The organism is Haloferax sp. Atlit-109R, from assembly GCF_003665865.1.
GTDB lineage: Archaea > Halobacteriota > Halobacteria > Halobacteriales > Haloferacaceae > Haloferax > Haloferax volcanii.
In genome coordinates, this window is sequence record NZ_QPLO01000002.1 from 330,336 (window position 1) to 345,909 (window position 15,574).

21 protein-coding genes are annotated in these 15,574 nt (G+C 67.4%); 17 read left to right on the forward strand and 4 right to left on the reverse strand.

Annotated elements, in window-relative coordinates:
- Window positions 1-3 precede the first annotated feature (3 nt).
- The 14 genes from DVK03_RS10360 to DVK03_RS10425 all read left to right on the forward strand — a co-directional run bounded on the left by DVK03_RS10360 (window position 4) and on the right by DVK03_RS10425 (window position 10,366).
- The gene (locus tag DVK03_RS10360; RefSeq protein WP_004042575.1) at window positions 4-540 is read left to right on the forward strand and encodes a 50S ribosomal protein L6; all 537 of its coding nucleotides are present in this window, start codon (window positions 4-6) and stop codon (window positions 538-540) included.
- Window positions 540-1,247 (forward strand): 50S ribosomal protein L32e, encoded by a 708-nt coding sequence (locus tag DVK03_RS10365; protein WP_004042573.1) that lies wholly within the window; start codon window positions 540-542, stop codon window positions 1,245-1,247. The genes DVK03_RS10360 and DVK03_RS10365 overlap by 1 nt, the downstream gene beginning before the upstream one ends.
- Entirely contained in the window at window positions 1,247-1,702 is a 456-nt protein-coding gene (locus DVK03_RS10370) for a 50S ribosomal protein L19e (protein ID WP_004042571.1), read from the forward strand. The genes DVK03_RS10365 and DVK03_RS10370 overlap by 1 nt, the downstream gene beginning before the upstream one ends.
- Window positions 1,702-2,256, forward strand: coding sequence for a 50S ribosomal protein L18 (locus tag DVK03_RS10375; protein WP_004062419.1), 555 nt, complete (start codon window positions 1,702-1,704; stop codon window positions 2,254-2,256). Before DVK03_RS10370 ends, DVK03_RS10375 begins: the two co-directional genes overlap by 1 nt.
- Complete coding sequence (locus tag DVK03_RS10380) at window positions 2,253-2,897, forward strand: 30S ribosomal protein S5 (RefSeq protein ID WP_008605703.1); 645 nt, start codon at window positions 2,253-2,255, stop codon at window positions 2,895-2,897. Before DVK03_RS10375 ends, DVK03_RS10380 begins: the two co-directional genes overlap by 4 nt.
- Complete coding sequence (locus DVK03_RS10385; protein WP_004062421.1) at window positions 2,897-3,361, forward strand: 50S ribosomal protein L30; 465 nt, start codon at window positions 2,897-2,899, stop codon at window positions 3,359-3,361. The genes DVK03_RS10380 and DVK03_RS10385 overlap by 1 nt, the downstream gene beginning before the upstream one ends.
- The gene (locus DVK03_RS10390; RefSeq protein ID WP_004042560.1) at window positions 3,358-3,855 is read left to right on the forward strand and encodes an uL15m family ribosomal protein; all 498 of its coding nucleotides are present in this window, start codon (window positions 3,358-3,360) and stop codon (window positions 3,853-3,855) included. The genes DVK03_RS10385 and DVK03_RS10390 overlap by 4 nt, the downstream gene beginning before the upstream one ends.
- A gap of 3 nt (window positions 3,856-3,858) precedes the next feature.
- Window positions 3,859-5,328 (forward strand): preprotein translocase subunit SecY, encoded by a 1,470-nt coding sequence (gene secY / locus DVK03_RS10395; RefSeq protein WP_004062422.1) that lies wholly within the window; start codon window positions 3,859-3,861, stop codon window positions 5,326-5,328.
- Between the two features lie 170 nt (window positions 5,329-5,498).
- Window positions 5,499-6,227, forward strand: coding sequence for a hypothetical protein (locus DVK03_RS10400; RefSeq protein ID WP_115802883.1), 729 nt, complete (start codon window positions 5,499-5,501; stop codon window positions 6,225-6,227).
- A 102-nt stretch (window positions 6,228-6,329) separates the two neighbouring features.
- Entirely contained in the window at window positions 6,330-6,686 is a 357-nt protein-coding gene (locus DVK03_RS10405; RefSeq protein ID WP_008605701.1) for a hypothetical protein, read from the forward strand.
- Complete coding sequence (locus DVK03_RS10410) at window positions 6,683-7,624, forward strand: alpha/beta hydrolase (protein WP_115802884.1); 942 nt, start codon at window positions 6,683-6,685, stop codon at window positions 7,622-7,624. Before DVK03_RS10405 ends, DVK03_RS10410 begins: the two co-directional genes overlap by 4 nt.
- A 69-nt stretch (window positions 7,625-7,693) precedes the next feature.
- Window positions 7,694-8,185 (forward strand): hypothetical protein, encoded by a 492-nt coding sequence (locus tag DVK03_RS10415; RefSeq protein ID WP_004062425.1) that lies wholly within the window; start codon window positions 7,694-7,696, stop codon window positions 8,183-8,185.
- Window positions 8,186-8,295: 110 nt separating this feature from the next.
- Entirely contained in the window at window positions 8,296-9,546 is a 1,251-nt protein-coding gene (locus DVK03_RS10420) for a TIGR00300 family protein (protein WP_115802885.1), read from the forward strand.
- A 109-nt stretch (window positions 9,547-9,655) separates the two neighbouring features.
- Window positions 9,656-10,366, forward strand: coding sequence for a hypothetical protein (locus DVK03_RS10425; protein ID WP_115803320.1), 711 nt, complete (start codon window positions 9,656-9,658; stop codon window positions 10,364-10,366).
- Between the two features lie 30 nt (window positions 10,367-10,396).
- Here DVK03_RS10425 and DVK03_RS10430 read toward each other — a convergent pair whose 3' ends face one another.
- Together DVK03_RS10430 and DVK03_RS10435 are read right to left on the reverse strand one after the other, a co-directional pair.
- Entirely contained in the window at window positions 10,397-10,798 is a 402-nt protein-coding gene (locus DVK03_RS10430) for a universal stress protein (RefSeq protein ID WP_004062428.1), read from the reverse strand.
- Between the two features lie 50 nt (window positions 10,799-10,848).
- The gene (locus DVK03_RS10435) at window positions 10,849-11,007 is read right to left on the reverse strand and encodes a DUF1059 domain-containing protein (RefSeq protein ID WP_158250835.1); all 159 of its coding nucleotides are present in this window, start codon (window positions 11,005-11,007) and stop codon (window positions 10,849-10,851) included.
- Between the two features lie 164 nt (window positions 11,008-11,171).
- Here DVK03_RS10435 and DVK03_RS10440 point away from each other — a divergent pair, with 164 nt between their 5' ends.
- From DVK03_RS10440 to DVK03_RS10450, 3 genes are all read left to right on the forward strand, one after another.
- Complete coding sequence (locus DVK03_RS10440) at window positions 11,172-12,182, forward strand: PGF-CTERM sorting domain-containing protein (RefSeq protein WP_004062430.1); 1,011 nt, start codon at window positions 11,172-11,174, stop codon at window positions 12,180-12,182.
- Window positions 12,170-12,535: a hypothetical protein gene (locus DVK03_RS10445; protein ID WP_004062431.1), complete on the forward strand. Its 366-nt coding sequence runs from the start codon at window positions 12,170-12,172 to the stop codon at window positions 12,533-12,535. The genes DVK03_RS10440 and DVK03_RS10445 overlap by 13 nt, the downstream gene beginning before the upstream one ends.
- 61 nt (window positions 12,536-12,596) lie before the next feature.
- Window positions 12,597-13,919 carry a phosphoribosylamine--glycine ligase gene (locus tag DVK03_RS10450; protein WP_115802886.1) on the forward strand — a complete coding sequence of 441 codons (1,323 nt, stop codon included), beginning with the start codon at window positions 12,597-12,599 and terminating at the stop codon, window positions 13,917-13,919.
- Here DVK03_RS10450 and DVK03_RS10455 read toward each other — a convergent pair.
- A complete protein-coding gene (locus DVK03_RS10455; protein WP_004062433.1) occupies window positions 13,912-14,739 on the reverse strand; it encodes a zinc transporter in 828 nt (275 codons plus the stop codon). The genes DVK03_RS10450 and DVK03_RS10455 overlap by 8 nt on opposite strands.
- Before the next feature lie 75 nt (window positions 14,740-14,814).
- The gene (locus DVK03_RS10460; protein WP_004062434.1) at window positions 14,815-15,507 is read right to left on the reverse strand and encodes an SDR family NAD(P)-dependent oxidoreductase; all 693 of its coding nucleotides are present in this window, start codon (window positions 15,505-15,507) and stop codon (window positions 14,815-14,817) included.
- Window positions 15,508-15,574 lie beyond the last annotated feature (67 nt).

Sequence of the window (15,574 nt, forward strand, 5' to 3'; positions counted from 1 at the left end):
ACAATGAGCCGAATAGAAATCGAAATCCCGGACGAGGTATCCGCCGAGGTCAAGAACCTCGAGCTCACCATCGAGGGCCCCAACGGAAGCGTCACCAAGCGCCTCTGGTACCCGAACGTCTCGGTCTCCGCCGAAGACGGCGCTGTCGTCATCGAGAGCGACGTCGAGAACGCGAAGACCAACGCGACCATCGGTACCTTCGAGAGCCACGTGAACAACATGCTTCACGGCGCGACCGAGGGGTGGGAGTACAAGATGGAAGTCCACTACGCTCACTTCCCGATGCAGGTCAGCGTGGAAGGCAGCGACGTGGTCATCAAGAACTTCCTCGGCGAGAAGTCCCCGCGACGAGCGCAGATTCGCGGCGACACGGACGTACAGGTCGACGGCGAAGAACTCACCCTGACGGGCTCCAACAAGGAGGACGTCGGGCAGACCGCCGCCGACATCGAACAACTCACCCGCGTCAAGGACAAGGACACTCGCGTGTTCACCGACGGCGTGTACATCACCCAGAAACCGCAGACTGGTGATGCCTAATGTCGGAAGAAATCACCGAACTCGAAGACATCAGCGGCGTCGGCCCGTCGAAGGCCGACGCGCTCCGCGAAGCCGGCTTCGAGAGCGTCGACGACGTACAGGCCGCGAGCCAGTCCGAACTGGCCGAGGTCGACGGCATCGGGAACGCGCTCGCCGCGCGTATCAAAGCCGACGTCGGTGGCCTCGAGGTCTCCGACGAGGCCGAGGCCGAAGTCGAAGACGAGTCCGAAGCCGAGCCTGAGGAAGAGGAAGCCGAAGCAGTCGAGACGGAGCTTCAGCCCCGCGGTCACGCGGACAAGAAGCCCCAGCTCGACGACGAAACCGCGGAAGCCCTGGCGCAGAAGCGCCGCGAGGGCAAGCCGCAGTTCAACCGGCAGGACTACCACAAGAAGAAGCGCACGCCCACGTCGTGGCGTCGCCCCCGTGGTGGTCTCTCCAAACAGCGTATCGGCATCAAGGGCAAGGGCGCCAAGGTCGAGGCGGGCTACCGCACGCCGAAGGCCGCCCGCGGCCTTCACCCGTCGGGCTTCGAGGAGGTCCGCGTGTTCAACACGGACGACCTCGAAGGCATCGACGGCGATACGCAGGCAGTTCGCATCGCCTCCTCGGTCGGCGCGCGCAAGCGCGAGCGCATCGAGGAAGCGTGTGAGGACCGCGAGATTCGCGTCCTCAACCCCACCTACGTCGAAGTCGAGGTGGATAACTGATGACGGACCTCAAAGCGCAGAAGCGAATGGCGGCCGACGTCCTCGACGTCGGCAAGAGCCGAGTGTGGTTCGACCCCGAAGAACAGGCCGAAATCGCGGAGGCCATCACGCGCGAAGACATCCGTGAACTCGTCGACGAGGGCACGATTCGCGCCAAGGACGCTAAGGGCAACTCGAAAGGTCGCGCACGCGAGCGCGCCGCCAAGCGTTCCTACGGTCACCGCAAGGGTGCCGGCTCCCGCAAGGGCCGTTCCGGCGCTCGACAGAACAAGAAGGACGCATGGGTCAGCCGAATCCGCGCCCAGCGCCGTCGCCTGAAGGAGCTTCGCGAGGACGGAACGCTCGACCGTTCCCAGTACCGCACGCTCTACAACAAGGCGTCCGGTGGCGAATTCGATAGCGTGGACCGGCTCGAAGCATACATTCAGAACAACTACCAGGTGGAGATTCAATAATGGCGACCGGACCACGATACAAGGTTCCGATGCGGCGTCGCCGCGAAGTCCGGACCGATTACCATCAAAGGTTGCGCCTGCTGAAATCGGGCAAGCCCCGCCTCGTTGCTCGCGTGAGCAACAAGCACGTCAGGGCGCAGCTGGTCACTCCGGGCCCGCAGGGCGACGAGACCCACGCTGCAGCGACCTCTGCCGACCTCGACGAGTACGGCTGGGAAGCCCCCACGGGCAACCTCCCGAGCGCGTACCTCACGGGGTATCTGGCAGGTAAGCGGGCGCTGGCCGCCGGCGTCGAGGAAGCGGTCCTCGACATCGGCCTCAACACGGCCACGCCCGGAAACAAGGTCTTCGCGGTGCAGGAGGGTGCTATCGACGCTGGCCTCGAAATCCCCCACAACGATGCAGTACTCGCTGACTGGGACCGCAACCGCGGTGTCCACATCGCCGAGTACGCAGAGCAGCTCGACGAGCCGCTCTACAGTGGAGAGTTCGATGCCACGAACCTCCCCGACCACTTCGACGAAGTGCTCGGGAACCTTCAGGAGGACGAATGAGCAGCAATAACAACGGCTGGGAGCCGCGAACGCGGCTCGGCCGCATGGTGCAGAACGGCGACGTCACGTCGATGGACCAGGCGCTCGAGACGGGACTTCCGCTCAAGGAACCCCAGCTCGTCGACCAGCTCCTTCCCGGACTGGACGACGAGGTGCTCGACATCAACATGGTCCAGCGCATGACCGACTCCGGCCGCCGGGTGAAGTTCCGGTGTGTCGTCGCAGTCGGGAACCGTGACGGCTACCTCGGCTACGCTGAGGCCCGCGACGACCAGGTCGGCGGTGCCATCCAGAAAGCCATCGAGGTGGCGAAACTGAACATCATCAAGGTAGACCGCGGCTCGGGGTCGTGGGAAGACCGCGCAGGCGGCCTCAACTCCCTCTCGCGCAAGGCAGAGGGGAAGGCCGGCTCCGTGACGGTCCGTATTATCCCCGCCCCGCAGGGTCTCGGCCTCGCGGCCGCAGAGACCGTCCGGAACATCCTCGAACTCGCCGGCGTCCAGGACGCCTGGACCAAGAGCGACGGGAACACCCGGACCACGGTCAACCTCGCGAAGGCGACCTACAACGCACTCAAGAACGCGTCGCAGTCCCGTACTCCGCAGCGCGCTCGTGAAGTCCGTCAGGAGGTGCGCGAATAATGCAGGCTATCGTTCAGCTTCGCGGTGAGGTCAACATCGCACAGGACGTCCGCGACACGCTCACGATGCTCAACATCCACCGCGTGAATCACGCGACGTTCGTGCCCGAGACCGACGCCTACCGCGGGATGATTTCGAAGGTCAACGACTTCGTCGCGCACGGCGAGCCGAGCGTCGACGTCGTCGAGACCCTCATCAGCACGCGCGCCGAGCCCGAGGAGGGCGACGGCGACATCACCGACGAGTGGGTCTCCGAGAACACCGACTACGACGACGTGGCTGCGCTCGCGCAGGCCATCGTCGACGAGGAGACGACGCTGCGAGAGCAGGGCGTCTCCCCCGTGCTTCGTCTGCACCCGCCGCGCGGCGGCCACCGCGGACAGAAGCACGTCACCAAGGAAGGCGGCCAGCTCGGTAAGCACAGCACCGAACAGATCGACGAACTCCTGGAGGACATGCGATGACGTCCAAGAAGCGACGCCAACGCGGTTCCCGCACGCACAGCGGCGGTACGCACAAGAACCGACGCGGTGCCGGTCACCGCGGCGGTCGCGGCCGCGCCGGACGCGACAAACACGAGTTCCACAACTACGAGCCGCTCGGCAAGCACGGCTTCAAGCGACCGGACGTCCTGCAGGACGACGTCGCTGAAGTCAAGGTCCAGAAGCTCGACGAGGACGCGGCGCTCCTCGCGGCCGACGGAGTCGCCGAGAAGGACGGCGACACCTACGTCATCGACGCCCGCGACGTGGCCGAGGACGGCTGGGAAGCGGACGTCGTGAAGGTGCTCGGCGGCGGGCAGGTTCGCAACGAACTGCACGTCGTCGCCGACGCCTTCACGGCCGGTGCCGTCGAACTCATCGAAGAGGCCGGCGGCGACGCCGAACTCTCCGAACGCGCGGAAGAAGCGGCTGAAGCCGAGGAATCGGCCGACGCCGACGAAGACGACGAGGAATAAATCATGGGATGGAAGGACGCCGCCGAACCAGTGCTTTCGCGGATGCCCGCAGTCGCCCGACCGGAGGGACACGTTCCGTTCCGCCGGAAGCTCGGGTGGACCGGCGGCATTCTCGTCTTGTACTTCTTCCTGACGAACGTGACGCTGTTCGGCCTCGACGCCGCGACCGCGAACGACCTGTTCGGTCAGTTCCGGTCCATCTTGGCCGGCCAGCAGGGTTCGGTGCTCCAGCTGGGCATCGGTCCCATCGTCACCGCGAGCATCGTTCTACAACTGCTCGGCGGTGCTGACCTGCTCGGGCTCGACACGGACAACAACCCGCGCGATCAGGTCCTCTATCAGGGACTGCAGAAGCTGCTCGTCGGGGTCATGATCTGCCTGACGGGCCTGCCGATGGTGTTCGCCGGCAACTTCCTGCCGGCCGACCAGGCCGTAGCGACATCGCTCGGTATCGGCACGGTCGGCGTGAAGGGACTCATCTTCGCGCAGATCGCCGTCGGTGGCGTCCTCATCCTCTTCATGGACGAGATCGTCAGCAAGTGGGGCGTCGGATCCGGGGTCGGCCTGTTCATTATCGCCGGCGTCAGCCAACAGCTCGTCGGCGGGCTGTTCAGCTGGCAGGGCCTCGGCGGCACGTCGGGCTTCTTCGCGACGTGGATCGGCATCATCACCGGTGCCATCGAACTACCGGCCTCGCCGACCGACCTGCTGTCGACGGTCTTCCTCGGTCAGGGACAGCTGCTCGCGCTCATCACGACGTTGCTTATCTTCGGCATCGTCGTCTACGCCGAGAGCGTCCGCGTCGAGATTCCCCTCTCGCACGCCCGCGTGAAGGGTGCCCGCGGCCGCTTCCCGGTGAAGCTCATCTATGCGAGCGTCCTGCCGATGATCCTCGTTCGCGCCCTGCAAGCGAACATCCAGTTCCTCGGGCGCTTCCTCAACTCCTCGTGGGTCGGCATGCCAGCGTGGCTCGGCCAGTACACGAGCGGACAGGTCACAGGTGGCCTGTTCTACTATCTCGCGCCCATCCAGTCGCGGTCCGACTGGATGTGGTTCCTCGGACTCACGTCGGCCGACCCGCTCGATATCGCCATCCGCGTGCTCATCGACCTGATCTTCATGATCGTCGGTGGCGCGGTGTTCGCGATATTCTGGGTCGAGACGACGGGAATGGGTCCGGAATCGACCGCGCAGCAGATTCAGAACTCCGGGATGCAGATTCCCGGGTTCCGCCGTAACCCGCAGGTCATCGAGAAGGTCATGGAGCGGTACATCCCGCAGGTGACCGTCATCGGTGGCGCGCTCGTCGGCCTGCTCGCCGTCATGGCGAACATGCTCGGCACCATCGGCGCAGTCTCCGGGACGGGGCTGCTCCTTACGGTCTCCATCACGTACAAGCTGTACGAGGAGATCGCGGAGGAACAGCTCATGGAGATGCACCCGATGATGCGCAACATGTTCGGCTCCGAGTAGCGAGCCGAGCCCCGACGCGCTCGACTGCCGCCGCACACCCGCGGCGAACGTCACTTCCACTTCACTTCATTTCTGCCGCGCTCGACCGGATAGCGGCGCGTTCGTCTCGGACCGCCCGACTCGCCGGATAATCCGGCCACTTTTGACTCCCGCCGGCGGAACAGCGGGGTATGCACGAGGGGCGACTCGCGGTCGACATCGAGACGGCAAGCCCGAACGGTCAGCCGAGCGACTTCCGAAACACCGACGACTTCGAGTTGGTCGCCGTCGGTCTCGGCCACCGCGCCGGCGACGACGCTCCCGTCGACGTCGAGGTGCTCCTCCGCGACGGCGACTGGTCGCTCGACCACACCGCCGACCTCCTCCGGCGGGTCGTCGAGTGGTGCGAGGCCCGCGGCGCGGGCGGCGAGGGCGTCGTCACCTACAACGGCGAGTACTTCGACGAACACCACCTCCGCGCGTGGGCCGACCGCGTCGCCGACGCCGGCGTCTGGGCGGACGCGCCGCGTCGAATCGACGCGCTGTTCGCGGACCACGTCGACCTCGGGACGCTCGCGGCCGAGGCGTACCCGGAGGCGGTCCGGCCGAACCGCGACATCCCGGCGCTGTGGAAGGCGTGCAAGGAGGCGGGCGTCGACCAGCCGACCGTCTGGTACGACGACTACGACCTCCCGGCGGGCTACCTCGACCGCCTCGGCGTCGAGGCCGACCACGTCAAGGGCGCGCACGTCGGCGAGGCGCTGGGCGAGGCGTACGTCGAGGGCGTCGTCGCGGAACTCGACCACACGCGGACGCACGCCGAACTCACTCGACTCCTCGTCGACTACGCCGCCGGCGACATCGAGCCGCTGTTTTCGCTCCACGACGCGCTTCGCCGGGCCGACGCGAGCGCGGACTGACCCGGTTCGTCCCCGTCGAGCCGACGCGACGCCGTCGGTCGGACCCGCGCGTCGTTCTGTCTCGCGGCAAACGTTTAGCCGCCGGCAGTCGTATCGCGTGGTATGAACGACCTCGAACCGGCGACCGCCGTCGAGGAGGCGCTCCGCGGCAACGGCATCAGCGTCGAATCGGTCTCGCTCGACGACGCCGTCTCGCTGACGTATCTCACGGCGTTCCCGGACGTCGAACCCGATCACGGCGAAGTGGGCCGCGCGGTCACGGCCTTCCTCGAACTCGCCCGCGACGACGAGTTCGAACCGAGAACCGTCGAGGCGACGGTGCTCCGAAGCGAGGGCGACGTGCAGGCGACGTGGACGCTCGAAGCCGACTGGATTCGCGCGTACAACGATTACGCGCTCGACGACGAGGAGTTGTCCCAGCGCGTCCTCGACAGCCTCTACGAGGAGGGCGACGCGTGAGCGCGTGGCGACACCGCGGCGAGCCGCCCGCCGCGCGCGGCCCGCGTCGGCCCTCGCACTTCGAGTACTCGCGCGTCGCGCTGACGTTCGACAGCGAGGGGTCGAACTGCGCGGGCTGGCTCTACCGTCCTGACGGCGTCGAGTCGCCGCCGGTGGTCGTCATGGCCGGCGAGCTCGCGGCGGAGCGTCGCTTCGGCCTCCGCCCCTACGCCGAGCGGCTGGCCGAGGCGGGCTACGCGGCGTTCCTCTTCGACTATCGCAACACCGGCGACTCCGACGGCGAGCCCCGGAACCTCGTCGACCCCGACTCGCAGATTGCCGACTGGCACGCGGCGCTCTCCGGCCTCCGCGGGCGCGACGAAATAGACTTCCGGTCGCTCGTCCTCTGGGGCGCGGGCCTCTCCGGCGGCTACGCGCTCCGAGCGGCGGCCGAGGACGGTCGCGTCGCCGCCGTCGTCGCCCAGAACCCGATGCTCGACGGGACGGCCGTCACGCGGGGCCGCGGCGTCAAAGGCGCGCTCGCCGCACTCGCGGCCGGCGTCCGCGACAGACTCCAGTCGCGGTTCCTCGGCCCGTATCGCGTCCCGGTCGTCGGCGACGGCTCGTCGATGGCCGTCTTCGAGGACCCCGGCGTGCGAGCCGCCTACCGCGACCTCGTGCCGCCGGGGAGCGCGTGGCGCGACGAGACGCCCGCTCGGCTGTTCCTCTCGTTACTTCGCTACCGAGCGCTTCCCGACCCGGACGCGGTCACCTGCCCGACGCTCCTCGTTTCGGGAACTCGCGACGACCTCGCGCCCGCCGACGCGGTCGCCGCCCTCGCGGACGAACTTCCGGACGCGACGCTCGTCGAACTCCCCGCGGGTCACTTCGACCACTACGACCGGGCGTTCGAACAGACGTTCGGCCATCTCCTGTCGTTCCTCCGAACGGTTCGCTGACGGAAGCCGTCAATCCGTTGAACGCTCGCGCGAACCATTATGACCTCGGCAGGCCTATACCACACAGAAATGTCCACATCCACCCGTCTCGTCTCGTTGTTCCTCGCCGTCGCGCTCGTCACGGTGGCCGCGTCCGCGCCGGTGGTCGCACAGGAGTCGGAGGCGCCGAGCGACGCCGACACACAACGGCTCCTCGAAGAGGGGGTCGCGCTGTACAACGACAACGTCGAAGAGTTAGACGTCTCGTTCGCCCGGAGTCTCGTCGCGGGGCGAACGGTGAACGTCTACGTCGAAGACGGGGGCGAGACTCGGGTGTTCTCCGCGTCGGTGCGAGACGATATGCGAATCGAGGACCTGTCGACCGGCCCCGACAGCGAGGCGTCGACCCGAATCACGACGGACCGAGAGACGCTCGAAACCATCGCCGAGTCGCCCGAGCCGATGTCCGAGGTGCGAAGCGCCCTCTCCGACGACCGCATCCGCGTCAACGGCGAGCGGGGCCACCCCGTCGACCAGGTCGTCTGGACCGTCGCCAACACGTTCAAGAGCTTCTTCCTCTGAGCCCGACCCGAACTGGACGCAACTGGACGCCGACCGACCCCGGCTTTTCTCAGCGTCGCCCCGTCCGCGCGTCCGTAACCCACTTTGCCGCCTTCCCCCTCTCTCCGTCGATGACGTTCACGCGCACGGTCGAACTCGACGGCCACATCATCGACTCGGGGATGATGCAACGGGCCATGGGCATCGTGATGGACCTCGGCGGCGACTTCGACGTCGAGCAGTTCGACGTCGGCCGGCAGAAAGACGAGCCCTCCTACTGCCGGATGTCGGTGTCCGCGGACGACCGCGAGACGCTCCAGGAGATACTGCACGAACTCCACCAAATCGGCGCGAACCTCACGGACCCCGTCGACGCCCGCGTCGAGGCCTCGCCGGCCGACCGGGTCGTTCCCGTGGGCTTTTACTCGACGACGAACCACCCGACCGACGTTCGGTATCAAGGCGAGTGGCTCCCGGTCGAGGACATCGAGATGGATTGTGCGATAGTCATCGAGGAGACCGACGACGGCCCGCGGGCCTCCACGAAGGTCCTCAACGGCATCGAGGAGGGCGACCTCGTCGTCACCGACGAGGCGGGGATTCGCGTCAAGCCGCCGGAGCGCCCCCGCGACGCCTCCGGTCCCTTCGGATTCATGCAGGGCGGCGTCTCCTCGGAGCGCCCCTCGGAGTCGCTCATCGGAGAGGTTGCCGAGGCGCTCCGCGAAACCAAAGCCGACGGCGGGAACGTCCTCGTCGTCGCCGGGCCGGCGCTCATCCACTCGGGCGGCGGCGACGCCCTCGCCGAACTCGTCCGCGAGGGCTACGTGGACATGATTTCGGCCGGCAACGGCTTCGCCACCCACGACATCGAACGCGGGCTGTACGGCACCTCCCTCGGGATGGACATGGAGACGATGGAACACCCCCGGAAGGGCCACAAACACCACATCTACACCATCAGCGAGGTCATCCGCGCCGGCGGCATCGCCGAGGCCGTCGAGGAGGGACTCATCGAATCGGGCGTGATGTACGAGTGCGTGAAACACGACGTGCCGTACGTCCTCGCGGGGTCGATTCGGGACGACGGCCCGCTGCCGGACACCATCACCGACACCATCGAGGCGCAAAACGCCATCCGCGAGCAGGCCCACCGCGCCGACATGGTGCTGATGCTCTCGACGCTCCTGCACTCTGTCGCCGTCGGCAACTGCCTGCCGTCGACGGCGAAGACCGTCTGCGTGGACATCAACCCCGCGACCGTCACGCAACTGCTCGACCGCGGCTCCTCGCAGGCCATCGGGATGGTCACGGACATCGGGACGTTCGTGCCGACGCTCGCCGAGAAGGTGCTCGAAGCCGACGACGACAACGACGACAACTGACCGGGTCGTCCCTGCCCGTTCCGCCGCGCCGCCGCGTCGCGCCGTCTGACGTGTCTATTATGACCCCGGGTGGTCTCTCGTGTCCTGTATGCAACCCAAAGCAGCGCGAGTGCTCCTCGCCGCGGTCATGGTTCTCCTCGCCGGGTGCGGGGGCGGCGTCGGCGGCGACGCCACGGCCGCGACCGAACCGACGACAGACGCGACAGGCGCGACAGACGCGACGACGACCGCCGACGGCGAGTCGGCCAACCAGAGCGGCAACGCCGCCGAACGCACCTCAGTCACGTTCAACGAAACGTGGGACCAGCGGTACCGGGCCGGGCAGTACTACCGCTACGATATCGAGAGTCGAAGCATCGACGGCACCGCGACCTACGAGTGGGAGGTCGTCTCCGCGACCGACGACGAGGTGACGGTTCGGACGAAACTGGTCACGCCCAACGGGACGACCGAACAGACCGTGACCGCGCCGCCGGACGAGGTGTACGGCGAACTCGCCGGGACGCCGTCGGGGTCGGTCGCCACCCTCGGATTCGACTCGCCGTACTACAACGGCGTCGACGGCGAGACCCTCAGCGTCGGCGACAGCTGGGAGTCCTCGGGCCCCAACGGGACCGTCAGCTTCGAAGTCGAAGCGCTCTCGACCTACGCCGGCTTAGAGTGTGCAGCGTTCGTCGTCCGGACGAACGGGAGCGTCTTCTGGGAGAGTTGCGTCACCCCGGAGAGCCCGCTGCCGGGCTACGTGGCGTTCTACGAGGAGGAAGGCGACGACACGCCGGCGTTCGAGATGGAACTCGTCGAGTATCGAAGCGGGAACTGAGCCGGCCGCGGCCAGTCTCGGGCGCGCCACTCAGACTTTTTCGAGCGGGACGACCGCCATCGGGATGTTCGAGTGTAACAGCACGTCCTGTGCCGTGCTCCCGAAGACGATTTTCGAGGTCGGATTGCGCTTTCGGATGCCGATGACGATTTCGTCGGCGTCGTGTTCGTCGGCGCACTGGAGGACGTCGTCGGCGGCGTCGTTGCCGCGGATGTACTGGTGGGTCTCTACGTCCACGAGGTCACCGAGTCGGGAGACGACGACGTTCAGCGCGTCTTCGCCGTCGCGGACGTCCTCGCTGTCGGTGTCGTCGCCGCCGGGGTGGGAGTTGACGACGTGGACCACGTCGCCGGCGTCGATGCGCCGCGAGAGGTAGTCGCAGACTTCGGCGCTCGTGTGGACCGAGTTCGTCCCGATAACGTATGTTGCCATGTCCCATATCGCTACGCCGTCCTATAAAAATCCACGCCCGACCGCGCTCGTCAGGCCTGCTTCATCATCGCCAGCACGTCGTCTCTCGTCATCTCTTTTCCGTGTTCGTCGTGGGCGTGTTCCTGAATCACTTTCACCACCTCGTTTCTGTTCTCGGATGTCACGCTGAACCCGCACGAACACGTCGCCTGCTGCATCGCCTTCGACATAGCGGTACAGATACGCGCTCCGAGGGCAAAGCGTGTGTTCACACTCACCATGACACTCTCGGTGGCGGGGCGGTTCCCGCGGCCGCGGCGTCTCCGTCGCGTCGCCCGCGCCGTCACCCTGTCGGGGGACAAAACATTTACCCAATCGTAAATGTCAGTCGGGTATGGAAAGAAACGCCCTCCTTACCGCCGGAGCGGTCGGCGTCGTCGTCGTGGCGCTCGTCGCCGCCGCCGTCGTTCCGGGGGTCATCGCGGACCCCACCGACGACGGGCCCGTCCGTCCCGGTCCGGTGGACGTCGCCGGCGTCTCCATCGCGGCCGGGGAGGCGACGGGGGAGACGGTCACCCTCGAAATCGAGACACGAATCGACCACCGAGGCAATCCCACGCAGAACGTGAGCGTCCTCGTCCGCGCCGTCGACGCCGAGTCGGGACTGTTGACGACGACGCAGGAACTCGACGTGGGGACGCTCTCGAAGGACGGTGAGACGGCGGCGACGACCAATCTCACGGTCCCCCGCGAGGGCGGCTACGACGTCGAAGTCGTCCTATACAGCGACGACGAGCGGGTCGACGAGGCGCGAAAAAGCGTCCGCGGCGTCTCGGCTATCAAGCCGCCGTACCTCCAGTCGACCACCTCGTTCACCGACAGCGAGGCGCTTCCGCCCGTCTCCTTCGCCATCGCGGAGACCGGCGAGGACCGGACGACGCTCGACCTGACGGCGACGCTGACGAACGCCGGCGACGACCCGGCCGAGGACCTCTCGGTGCTGTTCGTCCTCCGGCAGGCCGAGTCCAACATCGTGGCCTCTCGGACGACGGTCGACGCGGGGACCATCGAGGCCGGGCGAACCGAGACGGTGGACGCGTCGGCGAGCGTCCCGAACGACTACAACTACTACATCGACGCCGTGTTGCTACGCGACGGGGTCGTCATCGACACCGCCCGCGGCGCGGCGAACCTGAACCCAACGAGGACGATTAGCGTGAACCAGACCAGAGAAGACGTGGAACTCCGCGTCGAAGACTTCGAGAACGGCGACGGCGGCGACGCGCCGCGGGAAACCGCGTACGAACCGACTCAGACCTCCTCATCGGCACCCGGATTCGGCCCGCTCGTGGCGGTCGTGGGACTGCTCGCGGCCGTCCTCGTCGCCCGGAGGTGGTCGAAATGAGCGAGCGCGACGACTCGACGACTGCCGACGAAGCCGACATCGAGACGATGGTATCGACCGACTCGACGCCAGAGCCGACCGAGAGTACCGAGGACGCGATAGACGACGAGGAAACCGAGAACCGCGAGTTCGCGGAGCGGATGCGCCGCTTCCTCGACTACGCCGTCCTCGCGGGACTGCTGTTGCTCGCGCTTATCGCGGCGTTGCAGTTCTACCTCAACGCCAGCCAGACTATCACGACGTGGGTGAACCCCGAGTACCGCGCGCCGTTCCAGATGGCGTTTAACCTCGTGTTGCTCCTCGGGGCGGCGCTCGGCGTCTCCGTCCAACTTCGCCGGCTGACGAGCGACTGAGCGGCCCGCGCTACCTCTCACCACGCACACAGTTTTCAGGCCGCCGCCCGAGTCGAGAGATATGAACTTCCTCTTCGTGTCGGCGGACGCCGCGCTCATCACCGACCTCGCGTGGCAGGTCCGCAGAGAGGGCCACGACGTGCGGTACTACATCGAGGCCGAGCACGACAGGGAAATCGGAGACGGCTTCGTCCCGAAGACCGACGACTGGCGCGCGGAGGTCGAGTGGGCCGACGTCATCGTCTTCGACGACATCTGGGTCGGCTCGGACATCGGCACCGGCGCGCTCGCTCAGGAGCTCCGCGAGGAGGGCCACGCCGTGGTCGGCGGGACGCCGAACACCGACCGCCTCGAAGAGGACCGCGGCTACGCGATGGACGTGCTCGAAGAACACGGCGTCAACACGGTCGAACAGCGCGTCTTCCGCGACTTCGACGAGGGAATCGAGTACGTCCGGCGGAACCGCGCCCCCTACGTCATCAAGCCGCTCGGCGAGGTGCAGAACGTCAAGCGACTCCTCTACGTCGGCAACGAGGACGACGGGAGCGACGTGGTCGAGGTGCTCCGCGCGTACAAGCAGGCGTGGGGCCACCGGATGAAGGGCTTTCAGCTCCAGCGGAAGGTCGAAGGCGTCGAAATCGCCGTCTGCGGCTTCTTCGACGGGGAGACGTTCGTCGACCCGGTGAACTTCAACTTCGAGCACAAGAAGCTCTTTCCGGGCAACATCGGCCCCTCGACCGGCGAGATGGGCACGTCGATGTTCTGGGCCAGGCGGAACCGACTGTTCGAGGAGACGCTGGGCCGGCTCGAACCGTGGCTCGCCGAGAAAGGCTACGTCGGGAGCATCGACATCAACTGCATCGTCAACGAACACGGCATCTATCCGCTGGAGTTCACCCCGCGGTTCGGCTACCCGACGATTACGCTCCAAGAGGAGTCGTTCGAGTCGTCGACGGCGCAGTTCTTCTTCGATCTCGCCCACGGCAACGACCCCGAGCTTTCGGTCCACGGCGGCTACCAAATCGCGGTCCGCATCGTCCTGCCGCCGTTCCCCTTCACCGACGAGAAAACCTACGACGAGAACTCCCGCAACGCGGCGGTCGTCTTCGAGACCGACAGCCGCGAGGGCGTCCACATCGAGGACGCGAAACTCGTCGACGGGCAGTGGCGCGCCGCCGGCGAAAGCGGCATCCCGCTGGTCGTCACCGGGAAGGGCGAGACGATGCAGGAGGCGAGAAAACAGGCGTACGACCGCGTCGACGACATCGTCATCCCGAACCTGTACTACCGCGACGACATCGGCGAGCGCTGGATAGCCGGCGACGGCGACCGACTGCTCGCGTGGGGCTACCTCGGGCCGGCGAGCGAACGAGAGATTAGTTGAGCACCAGCCACGCGGCGAAGACGGCGAGGCCGCCGACGCCGGTGCTCAGCGCGGCGTGGACCCGGAGGCGGTCGAGAATCGCGTGGGCGTGGCCGTCTTCGACCGACAGCAGTTCGTGAATCTCGCTGCCGATTTCGCAGCGCGGGAGGAAGTCCATGGCGACGTGGAGGAACACACCCGAGGCGAAGCCGAAGACGACTCCGCGGAAGGCGTCGGTCGCGGGGAGCGACACCGCGCTGGAGATGATGGCGGCGATACCGAGGCCCGCCGCGGGGAGGAGCAACGGCGCGACCGATTCGCCCCGACCCGAGAGCCGCCGAGCGGCCGCGTACCCGGCCGGTCCCTTGTGCGAGACGATGGCGAGGCCGAGGCCGACGCCCACGTCGATGTTCCCGTAGACGATACCGATAATCGCGCCCGCGGAGACGGCGTGCGCCGAGAGTTCGGTCACGGTGCGGTCCACGGGGAACTCCATGTGGGCGAAGCGGTGGCCGACGGTGTGGGCGGCGAAGCCCGCGAGGATGCCGAAGGCGATGCCGAAGCCGCCGAACTGGGGGTGATGGCCGAGCGCCTGCGGGACCAGAAACACCGCGGCGCTCGTCACCATCGCGCCGCTGGCGAGGCCGTAGCCCCAGACGAGGCCCTCGGCGTGCTCGGCCCGACTCCACGCGCCGAGGGGGGCGGCGAGCGCCATCGCGCCGAAGGCGGCCCACGAGACGACGAGGAGGTTCCACGCCTCGACGCTCGCGGCGTACGCGGAGAGCGCGACGAGTGCCGCGACGCTCCCCGCGCCGATGGCCGTCGCCGTCGAACGGTTCATATTGTGAACGAACCGATTGGGATTAATAAGGGGCGCGGTTCCGGCGGAACGGGTGGGTCGAAACGGCGGGAGGCCTCAGCGCGTCGCCCGTTTCCACGCCTTGAGGTCCGCGATGTCGCCGTCGAACTCGGCGGGGTCGGCGTCGGTCGCCGCCCAGACGAACAGGTCGGCCACGTCGTCGGGGTCGCGGCCCTGCCCGCCGGTGAGGTCGGTGGCGACGAGGCCGGGGTCGACGACCGTCACGGTCCGGCCGCAGTCGGCGGCGAACTGCCGGACGAGCGCCTCGGCGGCCGCCTTGGAGACGGCGTACGCGCCCATCCCCGGTTTCGCCTCGCGGGCGATGGAGCCGGAGGGGACGAGGATGCGCCCGTCGTCGGCCATGTGCGGCAGCGCCTCTTTGACCGCCGCGAAGACGCCGCGGACGTTGGTTCTGAGGGTGTCGTCGAACGCCGCGTACGAGTCCTCGGGCGCGGGCATCTCGCCGGGCGTCCCGTGGGCGACGGCGGCGTTGGCGACGAGTACGTCGATGCGTCCGCCGGCGCGGGCCGCCGTCTCCATCAGGCGCTCCATGTCGAGTTCGTCGCGCACGTCGGCGCGGACCGCGCTGGCGCTGCCGCCGTCGCGTTCGATATCGTCGACGACCGACTGGAGGGCGTCGCCGTCGCGGGCGCAGGCGACGACCGTCGCGCCGGCGCGACCGAGGGCGCGCGCGACCGCCGCGCCGATGCCGGAACTCGCACCCGTGACCACCGCGGTGGTGTCGTTCATGCGGGGCCGTAGGGAGGGACCGAGCCTAAAGCTACCCCCCGACGGCGGTCGATTCGGTCAGTCGATT

Excerpts from the sequence above, each read along its gene's own strand:
- DVK03_RS10385 (WP_004062421.1), top strand. The coding sequence starts at position 2,897 with ATGCAGGCTATCGTTCAGCTTCGCGGTGAGGTCAACATCGCACAGGAC.
- DVK03_RS10440 (WP_004062430.1), top strand. The coding sequence starts at position 11,172 with ATGGAAAGAAACGCCCTCCTTACCGCCGGAGCGGTCGGCGTCGTCGTC.
- DVK03_RS10430 (WP_004062428.1), bottom strand. The coding sequence starts at position 10,798 with ATGGCAACATACGTTATCGGGACGAACTCGGTCCACACGAGCGCCGAA.
- DVK03_RS10455 (WP_004062433.1), bottom strand. The coding sequence starts at position 14,739 with ATGAACCGTTCGACGGCGACGGCCATCGGCGCGGGGAGCGTCGCGGCA.
- DVK03_RS10365 (WP_004042573.1), top strand. The coding sequence starts at position 540 with ATGTCGGAAGAAATCACCGAACTCGAAGACATCAGCGGCGTCGGCCCG.
- DVK03_RS10415 (WP_004062425.1), top strand. The coding sequence starts at position 7,694 with ATGTCCACATCCACCCGTCTCGTCTCGTTGTTCCTCGCCGTCGCGCTC.
- DVK03_RS10460 (WP_004062434.1), bottom strand. The coding sequence starts at position 15,507 with ATGAACGACACCACCGCGGTGGTCACGGGTGCGAGTTCCGGCATCGGC.
- DVK03_RS10435 (WP_158250835.1), bottom strand. The coding sequence starts at position 11,007 with ATGTCGAAGGCGATGCAGCAGGCGACGTGTTCGTGCGGGTTCAGCGTG.
- DVK03_RS10420 (WP_115802885.1), top strand. The coding sequence starts at position 8,296 with ATGACGTTCACGCGCACGGTCGAACTCGACGGCCACATCATCGACTCG.
- DVK03_RS10450 (WP_115802886.1), top strand. The coding sequence starts at position 12,597 with ATGAACTTCCTCTTCGTGTCGGCGGACGCCGCGCTCATCACCGACCTC.
- DVK03_RS10390 (WP_004042560.1), top strand. The coding sequence starts at position 3,358 with ATGACGTCCAAGAAGCGACGCCAACGCGGTTCCCGCACGCACAGCGGC.
- DVK03_RS10400 (WP_115802883.1), top strand. The coding sequence starts at position 5,499 with ATGCACGAGGGGCGACTCGCGGTCGACATCGAGACGGCAAGCCCGAAC.
- DVK03_RS10370 (WP_004042571.1), top strand. The coding sequence starts at position 1,247 with ATGACGGACCTCAAAGCGCAGAAGCGAATGGCGGCCGACGTCCTCGAC.
- DVK03_RS10360 (WP_004042575.1), top strand. The coding sequence starts at position 4 with ATGAGCCGAATAGAAATCGAAATCCCGGACGAGGTATCCGCCGAGGTC.
- DVK03_RS10380 (WP_008605703.1), top strand. The coding sequence starts at position 2,253 with ATGAGCAGCAATAACAACGGCTGGGAGCCGCGAACGCGGCTCGGCCGC.
- DVK03_RS10405 (WP_008605701.1), top strand. The coding sequence starts at position 6,330 with ATGAACGACCTCGAACCGGCGACCGCCGTCGAGGAGGCGCTCCGCGGC.
- DVK03_RS10375 (WP_004062419.1), top strand. The coding sequence starts at position 1,702 with ATGGCGACCGGACCACGATACAAGGTTCCGATGCGGCGTCGCCGCGAA.
- secY (WP_004062422.1), top strand. The coding sequence starts at position 3,859 with ATGGGATGGAAGGACGCCGCCGAACCAGTGCTTTCGCGGATGCCCGCA.